This window comes from Chitinophaga dinghuensis, assembly GCF_003259435.1.
Taxonomy (GTDB): Bacteria; Bacteroidota; Bacteroidia; order Chitinophagales; family Chitinophagaceae; genus Chitinophaga; species Chitinophaga dinghuensis.
On sequence record NZ_QLMA01000006.1, the window covers coordinates 72,582 to 98,992 of the forward strand.

The window sequence follows — 26,411 nt, forward strand, 5'->3', positions numbered from 1 at the left end:
ACGGGGAGATTGTGCGGGGCTGCTCTACGCAGGCCCCACCCGCGAAGATTGAACGGGCCGCCTTCGGCATCCCGTTCGCGGATTCGGAACGGGCTTCGCTCCGTTAGCGAGCGGTGTTTTTGCTGCGCAAAAACCGCTCGCCCCCTTTCTCCCGTTGGTCGCAAGGGGGATCAAAGCGAAGATCAAAGCGGTTTTGTCGGTCAGCTTCGCTGCCCGCATTTTTCACGTTGGAACATGGCAGCTTTGCTGCCAGTGTTCCAGGTTAATACTCTTGGAAAATGGAACAGGTAAACCAGAAGAAGAAAGGCAAAGGGGGCCGCCCCATCAAGCCGGTGAAAAAAGAAATGCGTACAGGCGTGCGGTTTACAAAGGCAGAATATTTTATCGTAAAAGGAAAGGCTTTAAAGGCCGGAATGAGGTACACCGGATACATACGTCACATGGCTTTATTTGGGGCCGTAATACCCCGTTTAAATGACGAAGAACGCACCACTTTAAAAATGCTCATAGGTATAGCAAATAACATTAACCAACTTTCTAAACAAGCCCACAAAGAAGGCTTGCTTAATGCCATGTTGTTTTTTGAAAATTACCGCCAGCAATTTGATGAACTAATAAACTGGTTTAAACGTGATAAGTAAAGTAATAACAGGTAAATCTTTTTATGGTTGCTGTAGGTATGTTTGTCAGGATCAGCAAAGGGCTGTAATACTGGAATCTGAAGGAGTAAGGGAGTATAGCTTTTTGAAGATGGGCCACGATTTTGAAATAAACAGGCAGCAGTCACCGGGAAAGCATAAAGCTGTATTTCACGGAATTCTTAGCTTTCATCCTGATGATAAAGTAACAGATGAAAAGATGTTACAGATAGCAAAAGAATACCTTCAAAACATTGGCTTAACAGATACGCAATACGTCATTGTAAAGCACAATGATACTAACCATCAACACCTTCATCTTATTGGGAACTTTGTAAACAACAAAGGGAAAGTAATTAGTGATAGTTGGATAGGATTGCGCGGCAAGAAGGCTGCCCAACGCTTAACTCAGCAACATAAGCTAACGCCTTCCGAAGAAAAAAATATCAAGCAAACCAACTTGGAAGCGTTGAGCAATGAGCAGGTTGCCCGGTATGAAATATATCAGGCTGTAAACGATGCTTTACCACGTTGCAAAACCTTGTCAGATCTTGAAAAGCAGCTTTTGAAAGAAGGGATAGATATACAATACAAATTCAAAGGAGATACGCAGCAAGTGCAGGGAATCAGCTTTAAGAAAGGGTCTTTTGCCTTTAAAGGCAGCAGCATTGACAGGAAAATGTCTATTGCTGGTATAGAAAAAACATTACAGCAGCAGTTGCAGCAAGAGCCTAAACAGGCCAACAGGCAAGGATTGCGGAGGTAAGAAGGATTGTAAAATCAAAATATTATTACCATGAATGAACTATTATTAAATACCATAGTCGACAAATTAAATATCATAGAACAAACCATCACACAGCTAAATAATATCACGCCTCAAATGCCCGACCATAGCGGAGATATAAAGAAATTAACTACGCAAATATCAGAAGTTAAAACGGCTATTTCTTGTATGCCGGAATTGCTAAAGTTTCCTGTTGTGGCGGTTGACAGGCTGATAAAGAATATAGAACAAAATAACAGCCTGCTGAAAAACCCACCAGCAAAGGAAGTAAGGCACTATCACCATATTACAGCCCCTATTGTTGTTGCTGGTGTTTTATTCCTTTTACTGGTGCTATGTACTGCATGGTTGTACAGTTCACGCTCAACACTAAACGAATATCAGGCGGCAGATTTTAAATACAGGTTTATGAAAATGCAAGCCGATAAAGGTTTACGGGCGTTCATTGTATCAACAGATAGCCTTTACAACAGCAATATGCCAGCTTTTCAGGATATCGTAATCAAATGGGAAGCAGAAAGGCAGCGGGTAGCAGCCTTACTGCTGGAGGCCCAAGAGAAGGAACAAGAGGCAAACCAGCTAAGGGAGAAAGCGGGAAGATCGAAGTAATATAGTTTGCGCCTGCCGCGCGGGCTTCCGCCAAGACGCCTGCATGGTTCGCTTCGCCGAACCATGCAGGCGTCTTGGCGGTTTTATTTATTGCTTTTTGCTGGATTTATTAGACCATTGTGTAAACAATAAAAGCGTATGGTGGTTAGCCATACGCGTCTTTGAGTTAACAAAGCGAAGAATTTATTTCTTCACAATTTCTTTGAGAAACGGCAGGGCCAAAAAGCCCCACCGTGTTACATAGTCTGCATTAGTTTTTCCGGCAGTAACTAACGACTTACCGAACCAGAAAGGGGCAGTAAAACTGCTCGCCTAGTATATGTCAATCCCTAAGCCTTTTGCTTAGATCAACTTGACGGACTTTTGCCGGAAAATTTTGAATAAGTTTTAAATAGCCGGGAAGAATCCCGGCCATGTCAGATAACCGTATGCCAATGTGCGGGTAATTGCGAATAAGTTTTATAGACTAAGAACTGAATAAAGGCAGTTGGGAAGAATCCCAACCGCACTATGTACTAGTAACCCCAAAAGCTTTTTAAATAGCCAACCGGGGAAAGCCCCTGTTGGTTTTGGTCTTTAATTCTTATCAACTTTTGCTATGCTTAGTTTTTATTCTCTTTACCTTTTTTTTCTTTCTCTTCTTTACTACGAAATTGTTTTGCAAACTTTTTCTTTCAATTCTCTGGGCAACGAAATACAAAGTCTTGCAAAATGTATCTTTCATAAATTCTTCAGCACCTTTAGACATGCCATTTACTCCACGTAGATAACCTAAATATTGATCCTCATTGCATCTTAGAGAATCAGAAACATTGGTGAACAAGAATCGGGGAATGGCCCGTATTATGTCCTCATAGGTTAAGCTTTCCAGCGTATTCGTGGAATTATTGAACAATATTCTTTCAAAGTTTTGGCTAATTTCCTTTAGTGTGATATACATTATAAAACGTAATTAAAAGGTTCATAAAATGAGAAAAGATATATTTCAGTTTCTTCCAGAAATTCGATAATAGATGGCATGGAAACTGCTAGTAATGGCCACCATTCGGAGGATGCAGGTTTGTCTGTTGCATGGCTAGAAAACAATCTTTGTATTCCTTTATTTAATCTTCTCATATCTACCTCCTTGACCAAGTCCAGAAGGTGCATTGACCTAAGTTTTTTATACTGGATATTTACTATGTCTGGTATCTGCACACTTTGTAAGAAAACAACAAACTTTTGTGAGTCATCAATTAAGTATAAAAACCATTCTTCTCTCACTGCATTCACTCTGAAATAATCTATTATTAAATCTCTAAGGCACCAATGAAAATGATGCAGAAAGTTTTGGTCTGACAGAAGTTTACATAATTGTATATCTACTTCTTGGGTTAACACTTCCTTCATTTGTTTGGATAGTTTGATTTTCTATTTCTCGTTTTGACAATACAAAGGAAGTCCACTTTTTTGAGTACTATACCCAAAACGTAAGTACTTTACCTTTAAATCAGTGTAAATTATCCGGGAGGACGAGTATTTTACCTGTTTTTTTGTATATTCCGTTTTTCGTACATTTATCAGGAATTTGAAAAACATAACTGTATATGCAGCACATAGGTGATAAAGTTCGTAGAATGATGGCGTTGAAAGAGGTTAAGCAGTCAGATTTGGCGGCAAGGTTAAACCTTTCCCAACAATCGATTTCCCGAATTTTGAACAAAAGCAAGATTGAGGCTGATCTAATGGACCAGATTGCAAAGGCTTTAGAGGTTGAAGTGGAAGATATAGAATCATTAGATGATAGACTTGCAACTGTATTTTATGGGAGTGTAACAAATACCTCAAACGATAATGTTGTTTTTGGTTCTCAATATGATGTTACATTTGAAGGTGGTAAAGGAGTAATGATGGAACTGGTCGAAAGATTGATTGAACTTACACGTAAGTTGGAAGAAAAAAATCATGAAGTCAATGACCTGAAAGAATCCAGAGAAAAACTGCAACAAGAGCTAAACGCGCTTAAAAAGAAATAAGTTCTTATTTGAGATATTTTATAAACAAAAAAGCATCCGATGGGATGCTTTTTTGTTTATAAAAAGTAATGCATCATATAGCATAAAGTAACGTGGGGTTAAGACTAATATCTCCGCGTTTTTCCCATATTTCTCGTATTTTCTTTCCTGCTTCTTCTGGTGTAATTCTAATGTACTTATAAAAATCCCGGAGGCTCTTATGTCCGCTAATTTTCATGATTAATTCCACCGGTGTTCCGGCTAAAAACTCATTGGTACAAAAAGACCTGCGGCAAGTATGCGATGTAATCCAAGCGTACTTTGGTTTTACCTGTACTATATCTTTATTTCCTTTCTTATGGCTGAATTTTATTAGCTCGCAAATCCCCGCTAGTTGGGCTACTTCCTTAATATGTCGGTTAAATTCGGGGTTGGTAACTGTTGGAATCTGGCGGTTAAAGCGATTATATAGAATATCTGCCGCTGCATCCCTCAAAGGCACCACTACCCATTGGTCGCTTTTTTCCTGCTTTTTATAGAGTGCGCCCAATCTTATGTCTTCCGGCTGAATGGTTGAAAAATCAGAGAATCTAAGCCCGGTAAGACTTCCGAGAACAAATAAATCCCGGTATTTAGTAAGGTGTGGGTGTTCGGAAAGGTCTACAGCATACAAACGGCCTATTTCCTGCCATGTGAGATATACTGCGTCCGCTTCTTCGTCTGGTATCTTGAAATCGGTTAAATCTATGATAGGTATGATTTTGCGGCGAATCCTATCACGTAGGAATATACGTAGTTGTTTAATGGTTTTCCCTACGGTAGCGGTTTTAAGCCCTTTTATTTGCACCTTTTTCCCATCAACAACTTCAGACCTCCGCCGCTGGATATACTCATAGGTAAGGAATTTAATTAAGCTATCATAGAGGTTAAAGTCGAAAGAATCAAATGTGACGGGTTTTTGGCGGTATTCCTGAAAGGCTGCAATATGATCTTTCATATTTTTAAACACCTTCAACATTCCGTCTGAAACGTTGCCAGCCTTGCATTTTATGTAATCGTCTAACTGGAAAAGTATATCCATATTTCTGTTAGGATCGTTGGCAATGGCCTGTAATTCTAGTTTTTTCACATCGAAGCCAGGACAGAAGGTCTGCTTTACAAACTGGCCTATGTCGGCAATCTTTTCTTTTGTGGCATGGGTGATAATATCGCCTGCCAGCCGTAAAAGTGTTGCCAGTTGTTCGTTTAGGTGTTGGGGTTGCCCGTAAGTTTCTGGAAGATCGGACGAGATACGGAGGAATTTTCGATTCCAAAATTTGGGAGGGATGGCTATTTCTGTGTTTAATAACGTTGATTTGCCAGCTTTTCCGCAGTACTGGATAAAAATCAGGCAGGTTCCATCCCTGCGCACTTTGTTCTTTGGACAGATTAATTTGATTGGTAACAACATGAGCTAAAAATTTTTTAGTCGAGTTTTTAGTCGAGTTCAATGCTGTTAACCGTTATAAAGGTAATGAGATAAAAAATTGGTTGTTGTTATAGAATGTTGAAAATCAACTATTTAAAATAAGACTAAATAAGAAGGAGTAAGGCTATTATGCATGAAGCTAATCCCAGCGGGATCACAACAACAATATCAAAGGTTATTAAAGCCGCTTAAATCACAGGATTTAAGCGGCTTTTTCGATTTTATCAATAAAAGGTAAATCATACAAAACGAATCTGAATAATATCTTACTCCTCCAATAATTCTCTTTCCATTTCTTCAATTGTGGGTAGTTGGGTTTTAAGAGCCTCCGGAATTATTTCTGATAATTCAAAAGAACTAATACCTATGGGCTTATTTAAATCGCGAAGAGCATATTCAACTTCTATTTTATCTTTTAATCGACATAATATTATCCCGATGGATGGGTTATCGGTTATGTGTTTTAATTTACTATCTACTGCGGAAAGATAAAAGTTCAATTTTCCTGCATATTCAGGAATAAATTTTCCTGCCTTTAATTCTATGACTACAAAACATCGGAGGTGCAGATGATAAAATAACAAATCCAAGAAATAATCGGAATCGCTGATTTCTAATTTATATTGACGGCCAACAAAAGCAAAACCCTTCCCCAGTTCTAGCATAAAGTGGGTAATTTTTTGTGTTAGGGCAAGTTCAATTTCTCGCTCCTGCGCATTCTCTTCTAATCCAAGAAAATCAAAATGATATGGATCTTTGATGGCCTCTGCCGCCAGATCAGACTGTGGTTTAGGAAGTGTTGAATCGAAATTATGATCAGACTTTCCTTGTCTTAAATGAAAATTATGTTTAATATTAATTTCTAACTGATTTCTCGACCACCCATTTTTATGGGTGGCTTTGGCGTATAAAACTACTGTTTCCAGGTCTTTTATCTTAGAAATTAACAGTCGTTGGTACGACCAAGGCAATTGTGCCACAGCCTGTGGCACAAATTCAAATTGTTGAGAAAAGAAAATATACCATTGCCGTATTGTATACAAATTTCTTCGAGAAAATCCATTTATCTGGGGAAAACTTTTTTTGAGATCGATGGACAGTTGTTCCAGAAAATTCTCTCCCCATTTGTATTCAGTTTGTTTGGAGATAATTTCCTTTCCTAGTTCCCAATAAAGTTCTATTAAAACTATATTGAAATTGGAAACTGCCTTTAATTGAGCTTGATTAACCTTGTTTTTTATTTCTACCAGCCACTCTCTATAAGCCTTGTTGGTCATTTCAGTTGTTTTGCACTTTGATAGTTAGAAGTTATTTTAGAGTGTGAAATTTAATGAGTACTTATATAGGAGGTGTATAAGTTATGTGAATAAGAGGAGCTTAACTTATCAATAACATTTAATGTAAAAAGATAATTGATGTACTCATTGAGTATGAGTAGTTACTTCGGTATAAAGTAAGCTATTCCAGAAGGATATAAATTCGGATACACAGGCTTGTAAATCAATGAAAAGTGGCTCTGGTAGAGCTTTTGATATATTCCCAACGGGATCGCAACAAGAATATCAAAACCTTATTAAAGCCGCTTAAATCGCAGGATTTAAGCGGCTTTTTTGTTTTGCCAATAAAAGGTAAATCATACAAAACGAATCTGAAAGGATACAAAAAATGAGGTCCTTCCCAAATCTGTAGCAATCAAAAGTAGAATTTCGAGGCATTTGAGGCCCCGAAATTTCCAACTTGCCACACTACATTTTTTCGGTGGGACGTCAAAAAGGATACACTGATGATGACGGGAAATGATACAGCATTGAACGAAAGTTAAAAACATATTGGAGGCACTTGTGAAACTGCTCAATGATGATGAGCTTGAAAAAAATGAGCCTATATCAAAAGTAATTTTTAAAGTATCTGATGAAGTAAATTGTCATTTATGAATTGTTTGAACCTTCTGCTTACTTTTGATATAGCCTCATTTGTGTTAGTATCTTGATGTAGAAAAAATATTAAGAATAGAACAAGTGAATTGATATTGAGAATTTCAGTTCACTGCAATTATGCTACAGCCTTATGTTTCACATGATTAATTTCAAACCCTGCTGCAAAAAATAATTTGAGTATTATAAATAGTTAAATATTTATTGGAAGTCAATACTTCATGTAAAGTTCTTTAGGATTCCGTGATTGATACTATTGAACATTTGTTTAAATATTTTTTGGTGGTAATAATTATTATGTATATTCAGTGATATACTTGCGACAGATGGCAATTTTGAACCTGTATTATGAAATTGTTTGTACTATGTAGTTGTCTTATAAGAGTTTGTTTTCTCGGTAGTAAGTATGAAAACTCATGTTCCTGGAGGTTTTAATAGAGAGCCCTATTGTGTTTGTAGTCTGTAAAAGGAATCCCTGGAAAGAATAATGTCATAACCAAGTGCAGTCTAAACAGACTTTGCATGATGATTTTCAGTAAAAATATTACTGAATTTATTGCTGTATGCACATACTCGAATAACAATAGCCAAATCTGACACTTTAAAATGGAACCTTAAACTAAAAATCTGAATTATGAAACACCCTAACAAGCTTCCGCGGGTAGCGGGATTCGCCTCTATGCGCGTAATTGCTCCTTTAACGTTATTACTGGTAGCTATCATTTTGCCATTAACTTTTAATTCATGCAAAAAAACAGACCAGAAGCTGCCGGAAGTTAAAACACAGGAGACTGCCGCACAGAAACTACTTGCAGTGATGAGAAACTACAGAAAGCAGCCAAGGAACACACTGGTACAAACAGGAAGTAAGGCTAGAAGCGCACATGCCAGAACAGCAGATGCCGACGATGTCACTTACTACATCCATTTTCCAACTATCCCAACAGCTGCTCAAGTGAATATGTACAACAATGCAAGTACCATTCAGGATATAGTAGACTTACGTATCCAAAGTCGGGCATCAGTTGATTATACCCAAAGTCCGGCTAATGCTGGTTATCCGGTTACTTTTTCTATGCAGGGAGTAAAGAATAGTCTTCAACCCTTAATAACGGCATCAAAAGATTATCTAAAGTCTAAAGGCTTTACAGATCAGGATATTCAGGATATGATAACTGCAAAGGAGGGAGCAGAAGAAGATTTGATACCATTTACAACTACGCTTGCACAGATAGAAGAATCACCACGGCCCTATATGACCTATCCTGAAGGATATACTTTTTATAATGAGCATGGATATAAAGTTGGTCATTGGACCAAGATGGTGAATAGGTTTTCTGGCGATACTACATGGTACATTATGGGTGTGGTGGATGAGGAATATACAGATCCATATAAGGCTTATACATTAGCTGATGTTGGAGATTGCGCAATGAAAGCAATTGGGGCAGATATATTGTGGGCACTGGGTACTTCATCTGCCACAACATGGACAGTGGCAACTTTGAGAACTGCGTTTGGAACGGCTGCCAGAAAGTTTCTTGGTCCTATTGGGGTTGCAATTGCGGTAGGAGAGTTTGCATGGTGCTTATATAGTATCGATTAATTTTAATCTCGATATGGGAACTAATTTATTATTAATTCTTATTTTCTTATGGGCATTAGCCTATAAGGGATACAACTTATATACGGCAATTAAGATGAAAGATACCGGGAAGACTAAAGCGGAGTTATTATTTTTGCTATTGATAATACTCCTTTTTGTTTTCCTTTATATGGTTTAATATTTTCGGTATAATTAGCCGTTGTAAATACACATGGGCTGACCTGAAAGTGTTTTCGGGTTAGCCCTTTATAGTGCTATAATTTTAATTATTCTGAAGCTAATTTCTCTTGCACTGCGATATCAAATATTTTATCAGTTACTTGTCCTAAAAGAGGAATAAATTCATTGGCTTTATTATCGTGTTCATTTTTGATTCCTTTCATAATTTCTTTCATATCCATTGCTCAATTTATCACTTGATTTTTTGGCATAATATGTGTCAAATTCATGATTCATTACATCTCAAAACCTATCATCATGAAATTAAAACACGTTATGCCTGTAGCGCTATTGGTTGTAGCATTTTCTGCTGTAAAATCCCAGGCACAGGAAAAGAAAAACTATGTCAGCGGCTCCATTGGCTTCAATAGTATTTCACAGGAATACCCTAATAGCAAAGTGAAATACAACAACTTCAACGTTATGCCAACATACGGACATTACATCAGCGAAAAGTTTTCAATTGGCATTACTGCTGGTTATACACATGGCGCAGGAGAAGATAAAGTGACTGGAGAATCAAAAAAAATTAATGGTTTCAATGTGGGGCCGTTTATTCGGTTTGAGCAGCCTATCTGGGGGGATAAGGTGACGGTATATAACGATCTGGGATTGAATTATATGCACTCAAAAGGGTCTTCAGATCTCAAAAGTGAAGATGGCGAATATTCCTCCAATGCCGGCATCCTGTTTTACCGCCCTGGTATCATGGTAAATTTTACCAAACGAACTTCTCTTCTGCTGAATTTAGGGAACCTGCTTACTATCGCGCATTCAGTAGATAAAAGTCCGACAATCGGTACTGTCAGACAGACTACCGCTGGTGTCCAGTCTGGATTTGGGATTAACAGCCTCAATATTGGTTTCCAATATAAATTCTAATATTGGGTGTACGCTTATATTGAGCAACCTACTATAGTTCCTGTTCATGAACTAAGTTCGAAATAATACTAATGGGATCACAAAAAATAGAAACCTGCGACCAGCGCAGGTTTCTATTTTTTGTGAGTGTTGTCTCGATGAAATTATCACGAATGATGTAATGAAGAAGCGAGTGGCTGTTTCTTTAAGATATAGTCATTTTATTTTTATAAATTAGCATTCTTTAATACGATTTATCCCTTCATTTTTATTTGTATATTCTTCATGGATTACCTTAACGATATTGAAGACACGACACCCGCTCTGTATTCCAGATTCTTAGTATTAATTTATTCGATTTGTTTAACGCCTATTGGTGGGGTTATCTTGATGGTAATCAACTTAATTAAGGTAAGGAAATTATTAAACATTGTCTGGCTTATTATAGCACTCTTACTTTTTGAAATAGGGCACATGGGATTGATGGGATATTATGGTCCTTCGGCTTTGACATTTTTCTTACCATTATGCTTAGGAGCTATTTTGCTTGCATTCCCTGTTTGGAATATACTTTTGAAAGGGACCTATTTCTACAAAAAGAGGAGAGCCCTGGTTCCGATAATAGTTTTATTGCTCATTTGGGTACCTTTGATGGTGCTTAATTTTTTTGACTTAAAAAATTGATAGCTGAGCATTTCACTTTAATCTCATTTGGCCTATACATCCAGCGGGTCCACAACCCTAAAATCAAAAGGTTGTTAAGGCTACATACATAACAGTATTTAGGGGGATAAATGCTAAATCATACAAAACAATTCTGAAAGGATACAAAAGGATACACAAAACAGATTTACTTTTAGTGTATCCTTTGTCCCGGTAAAGGCTTATCAGTAAAAAAGTTTGGGGACTTATAAGACAATGTGAAACTAATCAAAAAATTGGAGCTGAAACTTTATAGACTATAAAGTAAGCCGAGAAATAGCCATCCTCTTTCATCATCTCATAAGCACTAAAATATATCTCTTATATTGACTGGATAGATTTGTATCCCCAACGAAAGAAAATCCGCCAGCCTATTCTTCAGCTTTTACATCCCATTTTTCTTTCAGTAACTGTTCCAGTTGCCCGATCTCTTTCTGGTACATAGTCTTCTTTCTTGTGCCGAAATACAGCGTATTCTCCAGCGGATTAGTGCCTTCCCAGGCCACCTTTATTTTCCCATCAGCAATGGCTTCTGTGCATAGAAAATCGGGCACGATTGAAAATCCTTTGCCATCACTGAGACAGCGGATGATGGAACTGATATTGGGAACTATGAAATTCGGACTGAAATCCGGATGTTCCCCAAAATGCCTGGCCCAGAAATTTTTCAGATGTTCCATGTCTGCCGCCGTGCTATACCAAAGTTGCTGCTTTAAGAAGCGGATCGCTTCTTTCATTTTCCCTTTTTCCAACAAATCCTCCAACTGGGCTGTTTCTGTTTTATTGCCGGCAATCAACACAATCCTTTCTTTGGAAAATGGCTGGTATTGCAAATTCTGCTGTTGCCCCTTCTGTGGTGTAATGATCAGGTCTAACAGACCATTATCAAGATCCTGGTGCATCTGCGGATATTCGCCGAATTTGATGATCAAATTGAATGGCAATGTGGCAATATGTTCTTCCAATGTGTACTGAAACGTTTCAAAACACATTCCCACGCTAATCGTTGCACGCTCTTCTTTCGAACGCTTGTGAAAATGTTGTTCCCCTATTTCCAGTTTTTTTAAAGGGGTCAATATGTAATTGTACAGGATCTTTCCTTTTTCAGTTGGTACCATCTTTCTGGCAGACCGGTCAAACAGTTTATACCCCGTAAATGCCTCCAGCGAGTTTAAATGAAGGCTTACGCCTGGTTGGGAAACAGAAAGTTCCTGCGCCGCAGCAGATAGTGTTCCGGCTTCATATATGGCCTTAAATGTTCGAAGCCATTCGAGATTCCATGGCATAACTATAATTTTTATGATACTATACTGCAATTTAAGTTATTTGTGTGATATATAAAAGTGATAGAAATTTGCAGTATCAATAATTAAAATTATAGAAATGAAGGTATTCATTATCAATGCAGGACAGGTCTTCGCTCACTCCGGTGGCCGGTTTAACAACCTTCTGACGAGCTGGACAGCAGCATTCCTGGCTGAAAATGGGATCGAGCATCGAATAGTCAATATCAATGATGATTTTGATGCGATGAACGAAGTAGAAAACTATAAATGGGCTGACCTGGTGATCTATCACACCCCCATTTGGTGGTTCCAGGTCCCTAATCGTTTAAAAAAGTATATAGACGAGGTATTCACGGCGGGCCATCAAAATGGTATGTACGCCAGCGACGGCAGAAGTCGGAAGAATCCGGCCATTAATTATGGAACTGGCGGACTGATGCAGGGCACAAAATATATGGTGACCACTACCTGGAATGCCCCGGATACTGCCTTTACCCTCCCAGGCGAATTTATGGATCAAAGATCCGTAGATGATGGGGTACTGTTCGGTTTTCATAAAATGAACCAGTTTATAGGCATGGACAGAACAGCAGGATTCCATTTTCATGACCTGGAAAAAAACGGTACGCCGGAACGGATCAGTAATTATCATCAGGACTACCTCCGACACCTGGAGCAAGTACTGAAGCAGGAAAAACAATTGTCTTAACACGCATATCAATAAAAAAATCAAAATGGAATATAGAAAACTTGGAAATACAACATTGGAATTATCTGCCATCACTTACGGTGCATTCGCTATCGGCGGTAACATGTGGGGGGGTAACGAGAAAAAAGACTCTATCGCATCCGTAAAAGCCTCCATTGATAATGGCGTTACTACGCTGGATACCGCGCCGTTCTACGGTTTCGGGCTGAGTGAAGAAATGATTGGCGAGGCCATCAAAGGATATGACAGAACTAAAATTCAGCTTCTAACAAAATTCGGCCTGGTATGGGACAACAGCAACCAGGGAAAAGGCGAATTTTTCTTTGATGCGGAAGAAGCCGGCAAAAAGATGCCAGTTTATAAATACGCCTCCAAAGCCAATGTAGTAAAGGAAGTGGAAGAAAGTCTCCAACGCTTGCAGACAGATTATATTGATCTGTTGCAGATTCATTGGCCAGACAGTACCACCCCCATTGCTGAAACTATGGAAGCACTGGAAATGTTATTACAACAAGGAAAAATTCGCGCGGCAGGGGTTAGTAACTATAGCGTTGACCAGCTGGCAGAAGCCCGGAATACCGTGAACATTGCCAGCAACCAGGTAGGTTATAGTATGCTGAACAGGGGTATTGAAGAAGAGCTGGTGCCTTACGCCCTGAAAAATGATGTGGGCATTATCGTGTATAGCCCAATGGAAAGAGGATTACTAACTGGTAAATATTTCAAGGAAGGTAAGCTGAAAGATAACGATCATAGAAATGGTTATTTCCAGCAGTTTGATTTACCGAAGGTGAAAACATTCCTGGACACTATTGCCCCGATAGCGGAAGCTAAAAATGCAACATTGTCTCAGCTGGTATTACGCTGGACCAGCCTACAACCCGCCATCACAGTGGTGCTGGCCGGTGCAAGAAATGCAGAACAGGCCATGGCAAATGCGAAGGCAATGGATATCCGGCTCACCGCTGAAGAAATGAACTTTATCAACAATGCACTTGCAAAAATTTAAGAAAATGAAATTTAATAAGATCCTCTTATCAGGTATACTTTTATTGGGCACTGTTTACGCAGATGCCCAACAGAAAACGATCAATATAGATCCCAAAGACACCACCTGGTTCAACGGGCCCTATGGGAAAGGTGATGAAATCGGCGCAGCTAATTTAATCAACCCAGAACTGGTATTACAATCTGTTAAACTGGTTAAAAAAGGGAAAACATTGCCACTGGCAGTTCCAATAGATAAAAATCTGCCAGCCTTCCGCCATCGCAGCTTTCACCTGTATAATATCCAGCCCGGAGAACAAGGTGGAAAAACGTTAGGACCTAATAAATTCAGCTTTAATGATGAACTGGTCAATGGCTGGACTGGCGTGGGTACACAGCTGAATGGCATCGGTCATATCGGTATCGATAACGTATACTATAACGGCAACAAAGCGGTGGATTTTGTGACAGTAGAAGGCGTGAAAAAACTGGGTATAGAAAAAGTACCACCCATCGTTACCCGCGCAGTATTGCTGGATATGACAGCCCATTATGGTAAAGCAATAGTACCAGGCGGAACGGAATTTACAGTCGCTGATATTCAGGCTGTCCTGAAAAAGGAAGGCATTACCTTAAAAAAGGGTGATGTGGTATTGTTTAACACAGGTTGGCTGGAATTAATTGGGAAAGACAACAACCGTTTCCTGGAAACAGAGCCCGGTATAGGAATGGAAGCTGCCCAATGGCTGGCCGATCAGCAAATTGTTGCGTTTGGGGGAGACACGTGGGCATCGGAAGTATATCCTAATCCTAAAAGCAATGAAGAGTTTCCCATCAACCAGTTTTTATTGGCAAAGAAAGGTATTTACAACCTGGAGCTAATAGATACCAGACCTTTAGTGAAGGAGAAAGTATGGGAGTTTTTATTTGTACTCGGACAACCATTATACGTTGGTTCCACACAGGTGAATGTCAATCCTGTTGCTATCTACTAAATCTTTTAATATAAAAACCAGATCTTATGGCAAACACAAAAGTCTCCGGATTCTCACGTGCTAATCATGTCGGAATTACGGTCAGTAATTTGGAAAAATCCATCGCTTTTTACGAGGCTTTAACTGGCACCAAAATATCCAATAAAGATGAAATTGGTGGGCCAAGAATGGCTAAGACGCAGGGATTAGAAGATACGCGCATCAAATACGCGAATATTCACCTGGATAATCTGAACATCGATATTTTAGAATATGTACTTCCTACTCCTGAAAAAACGTCCTATCAGAATAACCAGATCAGCGCTATGCACCTTTGTTTTGAAGTAGACGATATTGCAGCCGCTATGGAACGTCTGAAAGAAATAGGAGTGGAGCCTGAAGGGGAACCAATCGTATTCCAGCCGGAAGATGGATTAAAAGCAGGATTTGGTACAGCTGTGGCTTATTTCCGAGATCCCGATGGTACCAACCTGGAGATCATCGCTCCCCAGGGACCCTTTAAACGCAAGAACAGTTAATCTTGCAGATATTCTTATAAAAAGGTTGGAAGATGATGTCTTCCAACCTTTTTATAAGAATGGAATATGGCTACTCTTTTAGTGGTAACAGCCGAAAATGCTGTTCCGAAAAACACTCACCTGAATCAAGCGTTCTCTATCCTCCTGATACTAGGCCGTCGCCACTTCCTCGATATTTGTACTCACACTAACCGCTTTCCACTGTTCCATATCTGTTTTTACCAGTGCTATTTTATCCAGTGCTAACTGGAAAGCATCTGAGCCCAGGAATAAATGAAGTGGGGCGTTAGGCGCATCGGCTACCTTTATCATTGCCACTGCCGCTTTTTGAGGATCTCCGGGCTGATTACCGTTGATCTGCTCCTTGTGGAGTTCTTCAGATTCTCTTACTTCTTTGTAAACAGCCAGCGGATGTGCAGGCAGGGTCAGCGAGCCGGTATTGAGAAAGTCTGTTCTGAAATAACCCGGTGATACAATCGTTACGCGGATACCGAAGGGTTTTACCTCTGCGGCCAGTGATTCAGACAAACCATCTACCGCAAATTTAGTAGCACAATAGATACCAAACCCTGGGAAAGTGCCTGTAAAGCCGGCAATAGAAGAGATATTGAAGATATGTCCGGATTGCTGTGCACGCATGAATGGCAATACCTGCCGGGTCACATTCAGTAAACCAAAAACGTTTACATTGAAATTGGCTCTTGCTTCTGCGTCAGAGAGTTCTTCAATACTGCCGCTCTGGCCATAGCCGGCATTGTTTACCAATATATCAATGCGGCCAAATGTGGCAATAGTCTTAGCTATAGCCTGGTGTACGCTGGTTTCATTTTCAAGGTCCGTTTCCAGTGGCAGAAAATCGGGCGATTGTATGTCGCTGAGCCCTGATAGGCTACGACTGGTGGCTGCCACTTTATATCCTTCCTGTAGGAGCTGCAGTACAAGAGTGCGACCTAATCCTTTAGAAGCGCCGGTTACTAACCATATTTTTTTGTTGTCCATATACTAATCTGTTTTTGTTGGTACAAAAGTAGACCAGTTGTACAGGACGATCATTATAGCTATCAAACAGTTTATTGCAAAATTCAAACATTCCGGAAAGCACCGGGTGTAAATTGGGTTTGCTTCTTAAAAAAGTTACTGAAATGAGCGGGCTCTTCAAACCCGAGGGCATAACTGATTTCCGCCACACTCCAGCTCGTATGTTTCAGGAGCGCTTTCGCTTCCGTAGCTAACCGCTCTGTAATATGGGCGGTAGTGGTTTTTCCGGTGGTTTCCCGAAGAGCGCGGTTCAGGTGGTTCACATGTACCGACAGCTGCTGTGCATAGTCGTTGGCAGACCTCAGTATAAAACGTTGGGCCGGAGACTCAATAGGAAACTGTCGCTCCAAGAGATCTGTAAATACCGCCGTAATACGCGCATTGGCATCTGCATGGCGATATAAAACTTCCGATGGCTGCATTTTCAACGCATAATGAATCAATTCTGTCAGGTAACTGCGCAGCAGGTCATATTTATATACATAGGCTGAATTGATCTCTTCGAACATTTTCTTAAACAACTGCGCCACTTCCTTTTCCTGTGTCTTATTTAACAGGTACGTAGGCACTCCGCCAGGCATCAGCATGGGCAGTTCATGTAACTGACTCCTGCCGGCGGCATTATAAAACGCTTCTTTAAAGATGCAGAAATAGCCAGTATTGTTATCGTCCAGCGCTTCCCAGGAATAAGGTACCTGCGGATTGAAAAACACTAACGCCGGCCCCTTTACCTCCACGGTTTTATCCGCATAATGATACAATATATGCCCTTTCACCAGGCTGATTTTATAGAAATCCCGTCTGCTGTAGGCTATTGTCATCTGCCCATTCACAATACAGTCCTCCATCCGGAATACATTAAAGTGACCAATGTCCTGCTGCAAATTTGCCGGAGCCACATTTAACTTATGCTGATAAAATTCTGCTAAGGTTTCTGTTTTATTCATTTGTCAAAGTTACAAAATTCAAGCAGTCAGATAACATATGATAGGATTTTACCGGATATTCTTAGCTACCCTGGAAATTGGCTTTTCGGATGGATCAAATCAGTCTGAAATAACCAAGGTTTAATTATTATCAACGGTTCAACATTAACCATGTACGACTAGGCGTGGTATATTAATAATACAGTGGAGCTGGTGGCTTATTGGGATTATAAAAACAAAAAAAGTTTTGTCTTTTTATAATCTTATCGTAATATTGCAATAATACAATTGGAATATGGGCGCAACAAAAACAGATTTATTCACAAAACAGCAGAATGACATCGCCGCTATGGCAAAAGCCCTGGCGCATCCGGCCCGTATTGCAATCCTGCAATACCTGGTAAAAAAGAACGCCTGCGTCTGCGGTGACCTGGTGGATGAACTTGGACTTGCCCAGGCTACCACCTCCCAACACCTGAAGGAACTGAAAATTGCAGGTATTATCCAGGGCTCCATTGAAGGAGCCAGCGTATGCTATTGCATCAATCCTAAAGTCTGGAAACAATACCGCGACCTCTTCAACGCCTTCTTTAAAGACGTGGACATTAACACCAACTGCTGCTAAAAATTTTTTCTCTATTATATCGCAATATTGCAATAATACAATAAAAGGATTATGGCTACGGAAGAACAAATGAAAGCACTGGTAAAGCAGAAATACAGTGAAATTGCATTGCAGGATAAAGCAACAAATACTGCTTCCTGCTGTGGGGCTGGGGGCTGCTCTACGGAGGTATATAATATCATGAGTGATGATTATGCCGCTCTCGAAGGATATAACCCGGACGCTGATTTAGGCCTGGGCTGCGGCTTACCTACACAATTCGCTAAAATCAAGAAAGGAGATACGGTGATCGACCTGGGTTCCGGCGCGGGTAATGATTGCTTTGTAGCCAGACAGGAAACGGGAGATATGGGTAAGGTTATCGGCATTGATTTCACACCGGCAATGATTGAGAAAGCCCGTGCCAACGCTGAAAAACTACATTTCAATAACGTTGAGTTCCGCCAGGGCGACATTGAAAAAATGCCTGTAACCTCCAATGTTGCAGACGTTGTAGTAAGCAACTGCGTACTGAACCTGGTACCAAACAAACCTGCTGTGATAAAAGAGATCTTCCGGGTACTGAAACCAGGTGGACACTTCAGCATTTCCGACATCGTCCTGAAAGGAGAATTACCTCCAAGCATCCAACAAGCGGCTGAAATGTACGCCGGATGCGTGTCTGGCGCCATCCAAAAACAAGACTATCTTGGTATGATTGCCGACGCAGGCTTTACCAACATCTCCATACAGAAAGAAAAAACCATTACCATTCCTGACGATATTCTTGCTAACTATCTAAACACAGAAGAAATAGCGGAATTCCGTTCCGGAAATACTGGCATCTACAGCGTGACTGTGTATGCTGAAAAATCGATCACAACTGCCTGCTGCCCTCCGGGATGCTGCTAAATACTATATATGCAAAATTGTAATCCTGCACAACGCAAGAAATTAGGGTTCCTGGACCGATACCTTACCTTATGGATCTTTCTTGCAATGGCGATTGGCGTCAGCATTGGATATTTAATTCCGTCTTCCTCTACTTTTATCAATTCCTTTTCTTCGGGAACCACCAACATACCATTGGCGACAGGACTCATTCTAATGATGTATCCTCCACTGGCAAAGGTAAAGTACGAGCATATGGGGGAAGTATTCAGGAATATGAAAATATTATCCGTATCGTTACTGTTAAACTGGATAATCGGACCAATACTGATGTTCATGCTTGCGGTACTCTTTTTACATGGGTACCCGGAATATATGACCGGCCTGATTTTGATAGGACTGGCTAGATGTATCGCGATGGTCATTGTTTGGAACGAACTGGCTGACGGCAACCGGGAATACGCCGCCGGATTAGTGGCGCTGAACAGTATTTTCCAGGTATTGCTATATAGCGTATATGCTTACGTGTTCATCACCTGGCTGCCTACGGTATTTGGCATGAAAGGAATCACAGTGGCAATCTCCATCGGAGAAATTGCCAAAAGTGTTGGCATTTACCTGGGTATTCCTTTCGCTGCTGGTGTTATTAGTCGATATAACCTGATAGCAATAAAAGGAGAGCAATGGTTTCAGGAGAAATTTGTACGCTTCATTTCACCTGTTACATTAATAGCGCTGCTGTTTACGATCATAGTGATGTTCAGTCTTAAAGGTGGACTTATCGTCCAAATTCCATTAGATGTCATCAGAATCGCTATACCTCTGGTCATTTATTTTGCCATTATGTTTGTGGTCAGCTTTATCCTGGGTAAAGCCCAGGGGGCAGACTATTCCAAAACCGCTTCTGTTGCATTTACCGCTGCTGGTAATAACTTTGAATTAGCTATTGCTGTAGCCATCGGCGTTTTTGGTATCAATTCGGGACAGGCATTCGTGGGAGTAATCGGCCCACTCGTAGAAGTGCCGGCATTGATTGCCCTGGTGAACGTAGCATTCTGGTTTAAAAAGAAATGGTACAGGGAGCGCGAGATAAAGACAACCGCAACAACAACTACGCTATAAAATAATTCATCTCAACTGAAATTTAATTATGAAAATCGCCTTATTCAGTGATGTTCACGCCAATTTGCCCGCCTTGGAATCTTTTTTTAAAGATGTAGCGCAGCGGAAGCCGGATGCTATATACTGTCTGGGTGACCTGGTTGGCTATAATATTTGGCCCAACGAAGTGATCAATGAAGTACGCAAACGTGGTATTCCTACCATCGCGGGAAACTATGATTTTGGTATTGGCCGCAGTAGCAACGATTGCGGTTGCGCCTATAAAACGGACGCTGAAAAGGCCAATGGTAGCGTTTCTATTTCATTTACTAACAGTATCGTGAACGAAGAAGAACGAGCGTATTTGCGTACCCTGCCTGCACATATAAAAGTAGAATTTCAGCTGAATAATGATAAACTGAATTTACTATTGGTGCATGGTAGTCCACGTAAAATAAATGAATACCTGTTTGAAGATCGGGAGGAAAAAAGCATGCTACGTATCATGAGCGATGCCGATGCGGATATCATGTGTTTCGGGCATACCCATAAACCATATCATAGAATACTGGCCGATACGCCAATAGACAGCGCCGCATCCTATCGCCATGCCATCAACATCGGATCAGTAGGTAAACCTAAAGACGGAGATCCTCGTGGCGGTTATGTAATCCTGCACATCAATGAAAATAGCAACATACATGACAAAGATAGTATACAGGTCGAATTTATCCGCTTTGAATACGATGTGGAGAAAGCCGCAAAGGCAGTAGAGGACAGCCCATTGCCGGATGCTTATGCTGAAAGTCTGAGAAAAGGAGTATAAGAAATAAGCAGTAGCAGGTTTCAGGAAGATGCATGTTCATCTGCCTGATATTAATTCTTTAAGGATTCGTCTTGTCACAAAGGCAAGACGAATCCTTTTTTTATCCCTTCAGTCAGCCGAAATTTCGTCTCTATACACATCTGAAAAATTGCATTATAAAATGATAAAGGCTACCTGTTAACAAGCAAACGCTTATGCATCGTGCCTCCCGACAATACAACGGCAGATGAGTCAGATACATGTAAATCAACTGAATCGATCTGTGCATGGCCTACATCCACAAAAGAATGACCTGATACTGTCGCATGCAAGTTTTTTATATGAAAAGCATCCCAACCTTTTTTATCGGCAGCAATTTCCATTTCACCCTGCCGCGATAGGGCGCTGCCTGATTTTTTCAGGTCCGGCGACATTTCAAATACAATACCTGTTGTATCAGTTGCTTTAATGGAAACATCTTCAAAATCGGCTATCAGGCTTTCCACTTCAAAGTTTGAATTGCCGGAAACAGAGACTGCCAGCGTTTTCTGCTTCAGCTTTAATAACTGTAGATTGGTATTGGCGGCGGTTACTGATTTTAACTCGGGTGAAAAAATACGCACGATAGCCGTATTTTTCATCTGCATCTTCTCATTCAGATCAGCATATGTACCTGGAAAATCCAGGTACAAGGTATCATTGCGAACAATCGTTGTTATGCGTTTATCATGATAACCATTCCAACGTTTGAATACTCTCACGGAAGGTTTAGCGCTGGGTTCATAAACGATATTTGAAGCGTTACCACCGATGATCACAAGATGACTGAATGGTTGATCCTGAATGGTCCCATATAAAAAATATAATTCACCTTTATCATTTCTTTCATATTCATTTTTGAACATGGAGGCAGAAAGCATTATACCACAGCATAGCAATAGCAGTAGACCAATGAGTATTTTTGAAGTAAGTTTCATCACTCGTTGTTTGAAAAGTTATTTTTTATGAACTCATCGTACAGCGCATTCACCTGTTTCATATCAATTTTAAGCAGGTACAGATTGCGCAGCATGTCCGGTAGTTCGTTTTCCATAAACTGTTCCCGGCGAAAAGAAAGGATGTGTTCTTCCGCATCCTGTGCCACAAAGAAACCGATACCGCGTTTATTAATGATGATATTTCGTTGCTGCAGAAAATCATAGGCGCGCTGAACGGTATTGGGACTGATTTCAATCAATTCGCCAAGATCGCGGATACTCATCACCTTCTCTTCCGGCTTCCATTTTTTTAGCAGAATTTGCTCACACATATACAGTGCGATCTGAAGATATAAAGCCGTCCTGTCGTTAAAAACCATCGAAATATTTTAAAATTCTTTTTCTTTTAATCTGAGTAGTGAAAGACCCCAAAATATGGAGGGCAATACGAAACAGAAAATAAATCTTATCCTCGATTCATTTTCGGGAGAAAGATTCAGCGCAGCGCGGTCTGTACCTACCCATATCCATACTACGGAGAAAGGAAAGGCTATTTGCACATTTTTTATCAGTAGGTTTATGACCAGCAAGTTCAGTAAAAAAGTAGCAATGATCAAAACACATATTGCCAATGCCGTTTTTACAAAAGGCGCTTTATTAAAGAAAAGTGAACCAAGCATCATCATACCGGCAAAATTGAAGAACATCATATAATTTACACGTGCTGTAAAGCCGGTCAAGGAAAACAACTGCACATATTCATACTGTTCTTTATAATAAGGGGAATGTGGATTTAGACCGCTATGGTATTGCGCCACAAAGGCTGTATCTATTAACCGGAAAAAGAGAAGGAACAGAAAAAAGTATAACACACCAACTATTAACACGCCCGATAACCATTTTTCAAATACTGAAACAGGAAGCGTTAAAAAAGAGGTGCCTACTGCATTATTGTTAAAGTAACCAAAGACCACAGAGGCCACCAGCGTGCCGCCCAATGGAAGCCCGATCGTGAAAGCCCCATTTTGGGCAGTCGGAATACCCTGCAACAGCCGCGTTAATCCATAGAATATTAAGGTAACCGTAAAACATAGCAGGATAGTCCCTAAGACAGGCGTGGTTTTATCCAGGAAAACCTTCCTCATCAGCCATCCAAAACGGCGGGCACTAAATACGTCGTTCATACTATTAGCGCATTAATTTTTAAAAATTGCTTTTACCATTTCCGGATTTTCTGTTGCTGCATTGAACAGTTGCTCCAGGTTAATACGACTTTCGCCGCCCGCAATATTGGCAGTAACAACAGCACGGCCATACATGTTCTCCTCCTCGTACAAAACTGCCTGCGCTGCATACGACTCTTCCACTATTTTAAACGACAGCTTTTGCCCGATGATGTCAACTGGTGCATTTAACAGCAGTTCGCCATTATCCACGATGATCACCTGGTCAATCAGGTTCTCAAGATCACGGGTTTGGTGAGTAGATATAAAAATGAGACGGTCTTCATGCATAGACGAAGAGATCAACTTGCGGAATCTTTTCTTAGAAGGAATATCAAGCCCATTCGTAGGTTCATCCATGATTAGCACATTGGTATTACAAGCCAGTGCAAACGCAATGATGAATTTCTTTTGCTGCCCAAATGAAAGTTTGTTCAATTTATGATCCGTTTTTACATCCAGTTTGTCCAGATAATTATCCAGCATCTCACGGCTGAAACCAGGGTAAAACGGCGCCCATAGCGCAACGTAACTATTGATAGTCAATGCCGGCACATGTACTTCTTCAGGTATAAAATAAATAGTTTGCAGAAAAGACGGTTTACGACCAGATGGATTAAAACCATTTACAGACACCTGGCCCGACGATGGATAAAGTAGTCCTGTCAAGTTTTTTAGCAGGGTGGATTTGCCTGCGCCGTTTTTTCCAAGTAAACCATAGATCTTGCCCGACTCTAAAGAAAGTTGCAGGTTCCGATACAGCAATGCACCCGGCTTATAGCCAAAACAGAAGTTTTCAAAGCGTATCATAGTGTATTAGATATGTTGTACACCAAAATTAGAAATTTTTATCAATCCAACAAATTTTACTTTCCTGATTAAAGTAGAAATGGATTATGAACTTGTATTTCAGCCGATTACTAATGCAGAACGTGCCATAGCAGTTAATTGACCGATTTTTGTATATTACCTTAGCGATCAGCGGGTAAGCTCAGCTGATAGAGAAATATAGAATCACCTGATGCTAATCATTACATGCTCTATTACCAGCAATATTATCCATCTACACAACTAGCAGACCTGATAGAATGCTATTGGGTATTACATGCGCCACATGGATTTATGGATGTTCCTGACCGACTGATACCAGGAGGCAGGGTAGAGCTGATCTTTAATTTTGGAGACCCGGCAGATTGGTTAATTACAGCTGATAACCTTCATGGCGTTTGTTTGAGTGGGCCAGTGATCATGGGACAGCGCAACCAGATCTTTTATGTAAAAAGTACTGGTAAAACCAGGATGCTGGGTTTGCGATTTAAACCTGGTGGTCTGGCGGCATTTACCAATGTGCCCATATCTGATTTATTAAATTCCCTCTTGCCCGCGGAACTGATTTTAGGAAAGGCTGCAAAAAGCTGGGAAATGCAATTATCAGATTATCCGGAGGATGATAAGAGAATACATGTGCTGGACACACTGTTAAAGAAAGCATGGAGAGACTTCCCTGCAGATCAGTTAGTGGTTAGCCAAACGATTGAAATACTACGCAATAATCAGGAAGATTTATCCATTGATACCATCTGCCGGCAAACAGGTTGGTACTATAAAAAGCTGGAAAGGGTTTTCCTGAAAAATATCGGATACACCCCCAAGTATTACCATAAAATACTTCGCTTCAATAAGGCGGTCAGGTGTATGAGAACCAGAACTACTTTAACAGATGTCAGTCATACATGCAACTACTTTGACCAGGCACATTTTATCCGTGATTTTCGGTTGTTTACCGGCACCACCCCGAGTCAGTTTAAAAAAGAGGATAACAAAATAGCAGATATCCTCATCAAACATCAGCCTGTCTAAAATATACAATGATGCCTCGTAAAAACCCTATAGCTTTGATGATAATACTAAACCAATATCATGTCGGAATATAAACCGGTCTCCAAAGCATTATTGGCCGCAGGAGTACTTCTGGCAGGCATTTGCTGGTACTTTTCTTTTAGTTTATCAGCACATATCTGGTGGCTGCTTTGGGTGGCGCCTGTTCCCATACTCTATTTCTCTTTACGGCTTTCTGGCAAACAGACATTTTTAATAGCATTTACGGCTTATTTAATAGGACGGCTTAGCTGGGTACCTTATTTATTAAGTATCATGCCTTTGCCACTAGTGTTTATTTTTACGCTGCTGATGCCCCTGATTTTCGCATTACAGGTCCTTGCTGCGCGAAAACTGATGCTTACCTATTCCCATTGGTCCACTGTTTTTGCGTTCCCTATATTGGTGACTGCAGTTGAATATATTTCTTTTCTGACTACCCCGGATGGTACGGCAGGCAGCATTGCCTATACGCAATGCGATTTTTTACCCATTGTGCAGGTGGCCGCGCTGACAGGCATACAGGGTATTACCTTCCTGGTCACTCTTATCCCTACAGCTATAGCCTGCATCGTCTATCGCTATCAACAAAAACAATCCATCCGAACACTCTCGGTGCTAACGTTCGGTGTTTTGGCAGCTGCTATTATTTGGGGGACAGTGCGTCTAAATCAAACCACTACAAATCCACAAGCATTAAAAGTAGGGCTAGTAGCCATTGATAAAGAGGCTTACCACCAGCAAAAAATGACAGGGGAGGAGAAGCAAATATACCTGGCAAACCTTTACCTGCAGCATGTTGCAGCGTTGGCAAAACAAGGTGCGGAGATAATAGTGTTTCCAGAAAAAATGTTTACGATAAGCAATAATCGCCGTCAGCATTTCCTGCAACAGTTTAAAGAAACTGCCCTGGCAAATCATGTCAGCATAGTTGCCTGCATGTCGCAGCAAAATGGAGCCTATTACGAAAACAGAGCCTGGGTACTAGGAGCGGATGGTACGCTCCTGGCAGATTACCAGAAAGTACATTTGTTCCCCGGCGAATTGCTGGATAGCGTGAAACCAGGAACTACACCCGGTGTATTTCTTCGGAAAGGTAGAACAGAAGGGGTGGCTATTTGTAAAGACATGGATTTTCAGCAATACATCCACCAATATGGCAATGCAGGTGCGAATGTTCTATATGTGCCTGCCTGGGACTTTGAGCGAGATGGTTGGCTGCATAGCCGGATGGCAATCATGCGATGCGTGGAAGGCGGCTTCGGAATGATAAGGAATGCCAGAATGGGCAGACTGACGATCAACGACTATAGGGGCAGGGTGTTGTACGAAGCCAATAGCGATGATGGAACCCCCATGGTACTAACAGGTAGCCTTGATATACAGCGCCATCCTACTGTTTACAACAAATGGGGCGATTGGTTCAGTATATTAAATGCTATTGCTGCACTAGTATGTCTTGTACTTTTAGCAATAGCCCGGCGCCATTGAAAGGAATAAGTATACAGATATACAAGTAGCATCATCCCTAAATAATCCCACTAATTGAACCTTCCTAATATTAAAGGTTAATCGCTGGATAACTTTAATTCCTGTCTTTACTCAATAGTAATTAATCATACTTTGATTGCCCAATCCATTATTCAGATCAACTA

27 protein-coding genes are annotated in these 26,411 nt (G+C 40.5%); 16 read left to right on the forward strand and 11 right to left on the reverse strand.

The window, feature by feature from the left end; all coding sequences use genetic code 11:
• Positions 1-278 precede the first annotated feature (278 nt).
• From CLV59_RS17855 to CLV59_RS17865, 3 genes are read left to right on the forward strand one after another with little or no spacing between them, the layout of a single operon-like run.
• Positions 279-641, forward strand: a complete 363-nt coding sequence (locus CLV59_RS17855; RefSeq protein ID WP_111593442.1) for a plasmid mobilization protein — start codon at positions 279-281, stop codon at positions 639-641.
• Positions 631-1,404, forward strand: a complete 774-nt coding sequence (locus CLV59_RS17860) for a relaxase/mobilization nuclease domain-containing protein (protein WP_111593443.1) — start codon at positions 631-633, stop codon at positions 1,402-1,404. Before CLV59_RS17855 ends, CLV59_RS17860 begins: the two co-directional genes overlap by 11 nt.
• A 30-nt stretch (positions 1,405-1,434) precedes the next feature.
• Complete coding sequence (locus CLV59_RS17865) at positions 1,435-2,034, forward strand: hypothetical protein (protein WP_111593444.1); 600 nt, start codon at positions 1,435-1,437, stop codon at positions 2,032-2,034.
• Between the two features lie 939 nt (positions 2,035-2,973).
• Here CLV59_RS17865 and CLV59_RS17875 read toward each other — a convergent pair.
• Positions 2,974-3,423 (reverse strand): hypothetical protein, encoded by a 450-nt coding sequence (locus CLV59_RS17875; RefSeq protein ID WP_111593446.1) that lies wholly within the window; start codon positions 3,421-3,423, stop codon positions 2,974-2,976.
• Between the two features lie 197 nt (positions 3,424-3,620).
• Between CLV59_RS17875 and CLV59_RS17880 the strand changes: the two genes are divergently transcribed.
• Entirely contained in the window at positions 3,621-4,049 is a 429-nt protein-coding gene (locus CLV59_RS17880; protein WP_111593447.1) for a helix-turn-helix transcriptional regulator, read from the forward strand.
• A 73-nt stretch (positions 4,050-4,122) separates the two neighbouring features.
• Here CLV59_RS17880 and CLV59_RS17885 read toward each other — a convergent pair whose 3' ends face one another.
• Positions 4,123-5,478 (reverse strand): tyrosine-type recombinase/integrase, encoded by a 1,356-nt coding sequence (locus CLV59_RS17885; RefSeq protein WP_111593448.1) that lies wholly within the window; start codon positions 5,476-5,478, stop codon positions 4,123-4,125.
• A 284-nt stretch (positions 5,479-5,762) separates the two neighbouring features.
• Positions 5,763-6,773 (reverse strand): PDDEXK nuclease domain-containing protein, encoded by a 1,011-nt coding sequence (locus CLV59_RS17890; protein WP_111593449.1) that lies wholly within the window; start codon positions 6,771-6,773, stop codon positions 5,763-5,765.
• Positions 6,774-8,064: 1,291 nt separating this feature from the next.
• Here CLV59_RS17890 and CLV59_RS17895 point away from each other — a divergent pair.
• Positions 8,065-9,036: a hypothetical protein gene (locus CLV59_RS17895; RefSeq protein WP_111593450.1), complete on the forward strand. Its 972-nt coding sequence runs from the start codon at positions 8,065-8,067 to the stop codon at positions 9,034-9,036.
• A 266-nt stretch (positions 9,037-9,302) separates the two neighbouring features.
• Here the strand turns inward: CLV59_RS17895 and CLV59_RS29330 are convergent, their stop codons facing one another.
• Positions 9,303-9,431, reverse strand: coding sequence for a hypothetical protein (locus CLV59_RS29330; RefSeq protein ID WP_262511903.1), 129 nt, complete (start codon positions 9,429-9,431; stop codon positions 9,303-9,305).
• Positions 9,432-9,513: 82 nt separating this feature from the next.
• Between CLV59_RS29330 and CLV59_RS17900 the strand changes: the two genes are divergently transcribed.
• Positions 9,514-10,137, forward strand: a complete 624-nt coding sequence (locus tag CLV59_RS17900) for an outer membrane beta-barrel protein (RefSeq protein ID WP_170137799.1) — start codon at positions 9,514-9,516, stop codon at positions 10,135-10,137.
• A 1,052-nt stretch (positions 10,138-11,189) separates the two neighbouring features.
• Here the strand turns inward: CLV59_RS17900 and CLV59_RS17910 are convergent.
• Positions 11,190-12,104 carry a LysR family transcriptional regulator gene (locus CLV59_RS17910; protein ID WP_111593453.1) on the reverse strand — a complete coding sequence of 305 codons (915 nt, stop codon included), beginning with the start codon at positions 12,102-12,104 and terminating at the stop codon, positions 11,190-11,192.
• Between the two features lie 97 nt (positions 12,105-12,201).
• Here CLV59_RS17910 and CLV59_RS17915 point away from each other — a divergent pair, with 97 nt between their 5' ends.
• From CLV59_RS17915 to CLV59_RS17930, 4 genes are read left to right on the forward strand one after another with little or no spacing between them, the layout of a single operon-like run.
• Positions 12,202-12,813 carry an NAD(P)H-dependent oxidoreductase gene (locus CLV59_RS17915; RefSeq protein WP_111593454.1) on the forward strand — a complete coding sequence of 204 codons (612 nt, stop codon included), beginning with the start codon at positions 12,202-12,204 and terminating at the stop codon, positions 12,811-12,813.
• Positions 12,814-12,838: 25 nt separating this feature from the next.
• Complete coding sequence (locus CLV59_RS17920) at positions 12,839-13,822, forward strand: aldo/keto reductase (RefSeq protein WP_111593455.1); 984 nt, start codon at positions 12,839-12,841, stop codon at positions 13,820-13,822.
• Positions 13,823-13,826: 4 nt separating this feature from the next.
• Complete coding sequence (locus CLV59_RS17925; protein ID WP_111593456.1) at positions 13,827-14,795, forward strand: cyclase family protein; 969 nt, start codon at positions 13,827-13,829, stop codon at positions 14,793-14,795.
• 26 nt (positions 14,796-14,821) lie between these two features.
• Entirely contained in the window at positions 14,822-15,313 is a 492-nt protein-coding gene (locus CLV59_RS17930; protein WP_111593457.1) for a VOC family protein, read from the forward strand.
• A 150-nt stretch (positions 15,314-15,463) separates the two neighbouring features.
• Here the strand turns inward: CLV59_RS17930 and CLV59_RS17935 are convergent, their stop codons facing one another.
• Entirely contained in the window at positions 15,464-16,312 is an 849-nt protein-coding gene (locus tag CLV59_RS17935; protein ID WP_111593458.1) for an oxidoreductase, read from the reverse strand.
• Positions 16,313-16,395: 83 nt separating this feature from the next.
• Positions 16,396-17,298, reverse strand: coding sequence for a helix-turn-helix domain-containing protein (locus CLV59_RS17940; protein WP_111593459.1), 903 nt, complete (start codon positions 17,296-17,298; stop codon positions 16,396-16,398).
• Positions 17,299-17,572: 274 nt separating this feature from the next.
• On the opposite strand from CLV59_RS17940, the gene CLV59_RS17945 reads away from it, so the two are divergent.
• The 4 genes from CLV59_RS17945 to CLV59_RS17960 are packed head-to-tail and all read left to right on the forward strand — an operon-like array spanning position 17,573 to position 20,699.
• Positions 17,573-17,902, forward strand: a complete 330-nt coding sequence (locus CLV59_RS17945) for an ArsR/SmtB family transcription factor (RefSeq protein WP_111593460.1) — start codon at positions 17,573-17,575, stop codon at positions 17,900-17,902.
• A 51-nt stretch (positions 17,903-17,953) separates the two neighbouring features.
• Positions 17,954-18,793 (forward strand): arsenite methyltransferase, encoded by an 840-nt coding sequence (locus CLV59_RS17950; protein ID WP_111593461.1) that lies wholly within the window; start codon positions 17,954-17,956, stop codon positions 18,791-18,793.
• 9 nt (positions 18,794-18,802) lie between these two features.
• Positions 18,803-19,894, forward strand: coding sequence for an ACR3 family arsenite efflux transporter (arsB, locus tag CLV59_RS17955; protein ID WP_111593462.1), 1,092 nt, complete (start codon positions 18,803-18,805; stop codon positions 19,892-19,894).
• Between the two features lie 28 nt (positions 19,895-19,922).
• Complete coding sequence (locus CLV59_RS17960; RefSeq protein ID WP_111593463.1) at positions 19,923-20,699, forward strand: metallophosphoesterase family protein; 777 nt, start codon at positions 19,923-19,925, stop codon at positions 20,697-20,699.
• Between the two features lie 170 nt (positions 20,700-20,869).
• Here the strand turns inward: CLV59_RS17960 and CLV59_RS17965 are convergent, their stop codons facing one another.
• The 4 genes from CLV59_RS17965 to CLV59_RS17980 all read right to left on the reverse strand — a co-directional run bounded on the left by CLV59_RS17965 (position 20,870) and on the right by CLV59_RS17980 (position 23,688).
• Complete coding sequence (locus CLV59_RS17965; RefSeq protein ID WP_146616231.1) at positions 20,870-21,655, reverse strand: GIN domain-containing protein; 786 nt, start codon at positions 21,653-21,655, stop codon at positions 20,870-20,872.
• The gene (locus CLV59_RS17970; RefSeq protein WP_111593465.1) at positions 21,655-22,035 is read right to left on the reverse strand and encodes a GntR family transcriptional regulator; all 381 of its coding nucleotides are present in this window, start codon (positions 22,033-22,035) and stop codon (positions 21,655-21,657) included. The genes CLV59_RS17965 and CLV59_RS17970 overlap by 1 nt, the downstream gene beginning before the upstream one ends.
• Before the next feature lie 9 nt (positions 22,036-22,044).
• The gene (locus CLV59_RS17975; RefSeq protein WP_146616232.1) at positions 22,045-22,704 is read right to left on the reverse strand and encodes a hypothetical protein; all 660 of its coding nucleotides are present in this window, start codon (positions 22,702-22,704) and stop codon (positions 22,045-22,047) included.
• Between the two features lie 147 nt (positions 22,705-22,851).
• Complete coding sequence (locus CLV59_RS17980) at positions 22,852-23,688, reverse strand: ABC transporter ATP-binding protein (protein WP_111593467.1); 837 nt, start codon at positions 23,686-23,688, stop codon at positions 22,852-22,854.
• A gap of 225 nt (positions 23,689-23,913) precedes the next feature.
• Here CLV59_RS17980 and CLV59_RS17985 point away from each other — a divergent pair, with 225 nt between their 5' ends.
• Both CLV59_RS17985 and CLV59_RS17990 read left to right on the forward strand, forming a co-directional pair.
• On the forward strand, positions 23,914-24,738 hold the full coding sequence (locus CLV59_RS17985; RefSeq protein ID WP_111593468.1) for a helix-turn-helix domain-containing protein: 825 nt from the start codon (positions 23,914-23,916) through the stop codon (positions 24,736-24,738).
• Between the two features lie 60 nt (positions 24,739-24,798).
• The gene (locus tag CLV59_RS17990; RefSeq protein ID WP_111593469.1) at positions 24,799-26,247 is read left to right on the forward strand and encodes an apolipoprotein N-acyltransferase; all 1,449 of its coding nucleotides are present in this window, start codon (positions 24,799-24,801) and stop codon (positions 26,245-26,247) included.
• The last annotated feature ends 164 nt before the right edge of the window (positions 26,248-26,411 follow it).

Bases quoted from the DNA above. Each gene is read 5' to 3' on its own strand.
- CLV59_RS17855 (WP_111593442.1), top strand. From the start codon at position 279: ATGGAACAGGTAAACCAGAAGAAGAAAGGCAAAGGGGGCCGCCCCATC.
- CLV59_RS17865 (WP_111593444.1), top strand. From the start codon at position 1,435: ATGAATGAACTATTATTAAATACCATAGTCGACAAATTAAATATCATA.
- CLV59_RS17875 (WP_111593446.1), bottom strand. From the start codon at position 3,423: ATGAAGGAAGTGTTAACCCAAGAAGTAGATATACAATTATGTAAACTT.
- CLV59_RS17880 (WP_111593447.1), top strand. From the start codon at position 3,621: ATGCAGCACATAGGTGATAAAGTTCGTAGAATGATGGCGTTGAAAGAG.
- CLV59_RS17885 (WP_111593448.1), bottom strand. From the start codon at position 5,478: ATGTTGTTACCAATCAAATTAATCTGTCCAAAGAACAAAGTGCGCAGG.
- CLV59_RS17890 (WP_111593449.1), bottom strand. From the start codon at position 6,773: ATGACCAACAAGGCTTATAGAGAGTGGCTGGTAGAAATAAAAAACAAG.
- CLV59_RS17895 (WP_111593450.1), top strand. From the start codon at position 8,065: ATGAAACACCCTAACAAGCTTCCGCGGGTAGCGGGATTCGCCTCTATG.
- CLV59_RS29330 (WP_262511903.1), bottom strand. From the start codon at position 9,431: ATGAAAGAAATTATGAAAGGAATCAAAAATGAACACGATAATAAAGCC.
- CLV59_RS17900 (WP_170137799.1), top strand. From the start codon at position 9,514: ATGAAATTAAAACACGTTATGCCTGTAGCGCTATTGGTTGTAGCATTT.
- CLV59_RS17910 (WP_111593453.1), bottom strand. From the start codon at position 12,104: ATGCCATGGAATCTCGAATGGCTTCGAACATTTAAGGCCATATATGAA.
- CLV59_RS17915 (WP_111593454.1), top strand. From the start codon at position 12,202: ATGAAGGTATTCATTATCAATGCAGGACAGGTCTTCGCTCACTCCGGT.
- CLV59_RS17920 (WP_111593455.1), top strand. From the start codon at position 12,839: ATGGAATATAGAAAACTTGGAAATACAACATTGGAATTATCTGCCATC.
- CLV59_RS17925 (WP_111593456.1), top strand. From the start codon at position 13,827: ATGAAATTTAATAAGATCCTCTTATCAGGTATACTTTTATTGGGCACT.
- CLV59_RS17930 (WP_111593457.1), top strand. From the start codon at position 14,822: ATGGCAAACACAAAAGTCTCCGGATTCTCACGTGCTAATCATGTCGGA.
- CLV59_RS17935 (WP_111593458.1), bottom strand. From the start codon at position 16,312: ATGGACAACAAAAAAATATGGTTAGTAACCGGCGCTTCTAAAGGATTA.
- CLV59_RS17940 (WP_111593459.1), bottom strand. From the start codon at position 17,298: ATGAATAAAACAGAAACCTTAGCAGAATTTTATCAGCATAAGTTAAAT.
- CLV59_RS17945 (WP_111593460.1), top strand. From the start codon at position 17,573: ATGGGCGCAACAAAAACAGATTTATTCACAAAACAGCAGAATGACATC.
- CLV59_RS17950 (WP_111593461.1), top strand. From the start codon at position 17,954: ATGGCTACGGAAGAACAAATGAAAGCACTGGTAAAGCAGAAATACAGT.
- arsB (WP_111593462.1), top strand. From the start codon at position 18,803: ATGCAAAATTGTAATCCTGCACAACGCAAGAAATTAGGGTTCCTGGAC.
- CLV59_RS17960 (WP_111593463.1), top strand. From the start codon at position 19,923: ATGAAAATCGCCTTATTCAGTGATGTTCACGCCAATTTGCCCGCCTTG.
- CLV59_RS17965 (WP_146616231.1), bottom strand. From the start codon at position 21,655: ATGAAACTTACTTCAAAAATACTCATTGGTCTACTGCTATTGCTATGC.
- CLV59_RS17970 (WP_111593465.1), bottom strand. From the start codon at position 22,035: ATGGTTTTTAACGACAGGACGGCTTTATATCTTCAGATCGCACTGTAT.
- CLV59_RS17980 (WP_111593467.1), bottom strand. From the start codon at position 23,688: ATGATACGCTTTGAAAACTTCTGTTTTGGCTATAAGCCGGGTGCATTG.
- CLV59_RS17985 (WP_111593468.1), top strand. From the start codon at position 23,914: ATGCTCTATTACCAGCAATATTATCCATCTACACAACTAGCAGACCTG.
- CLV59_RS17990 (WP_111593469.1), top strand. From the start codon at position 24,799: ATGTCGGAATATAAACCGGTCTCCAAAGCATTATTGGCCGCAGGAGTA.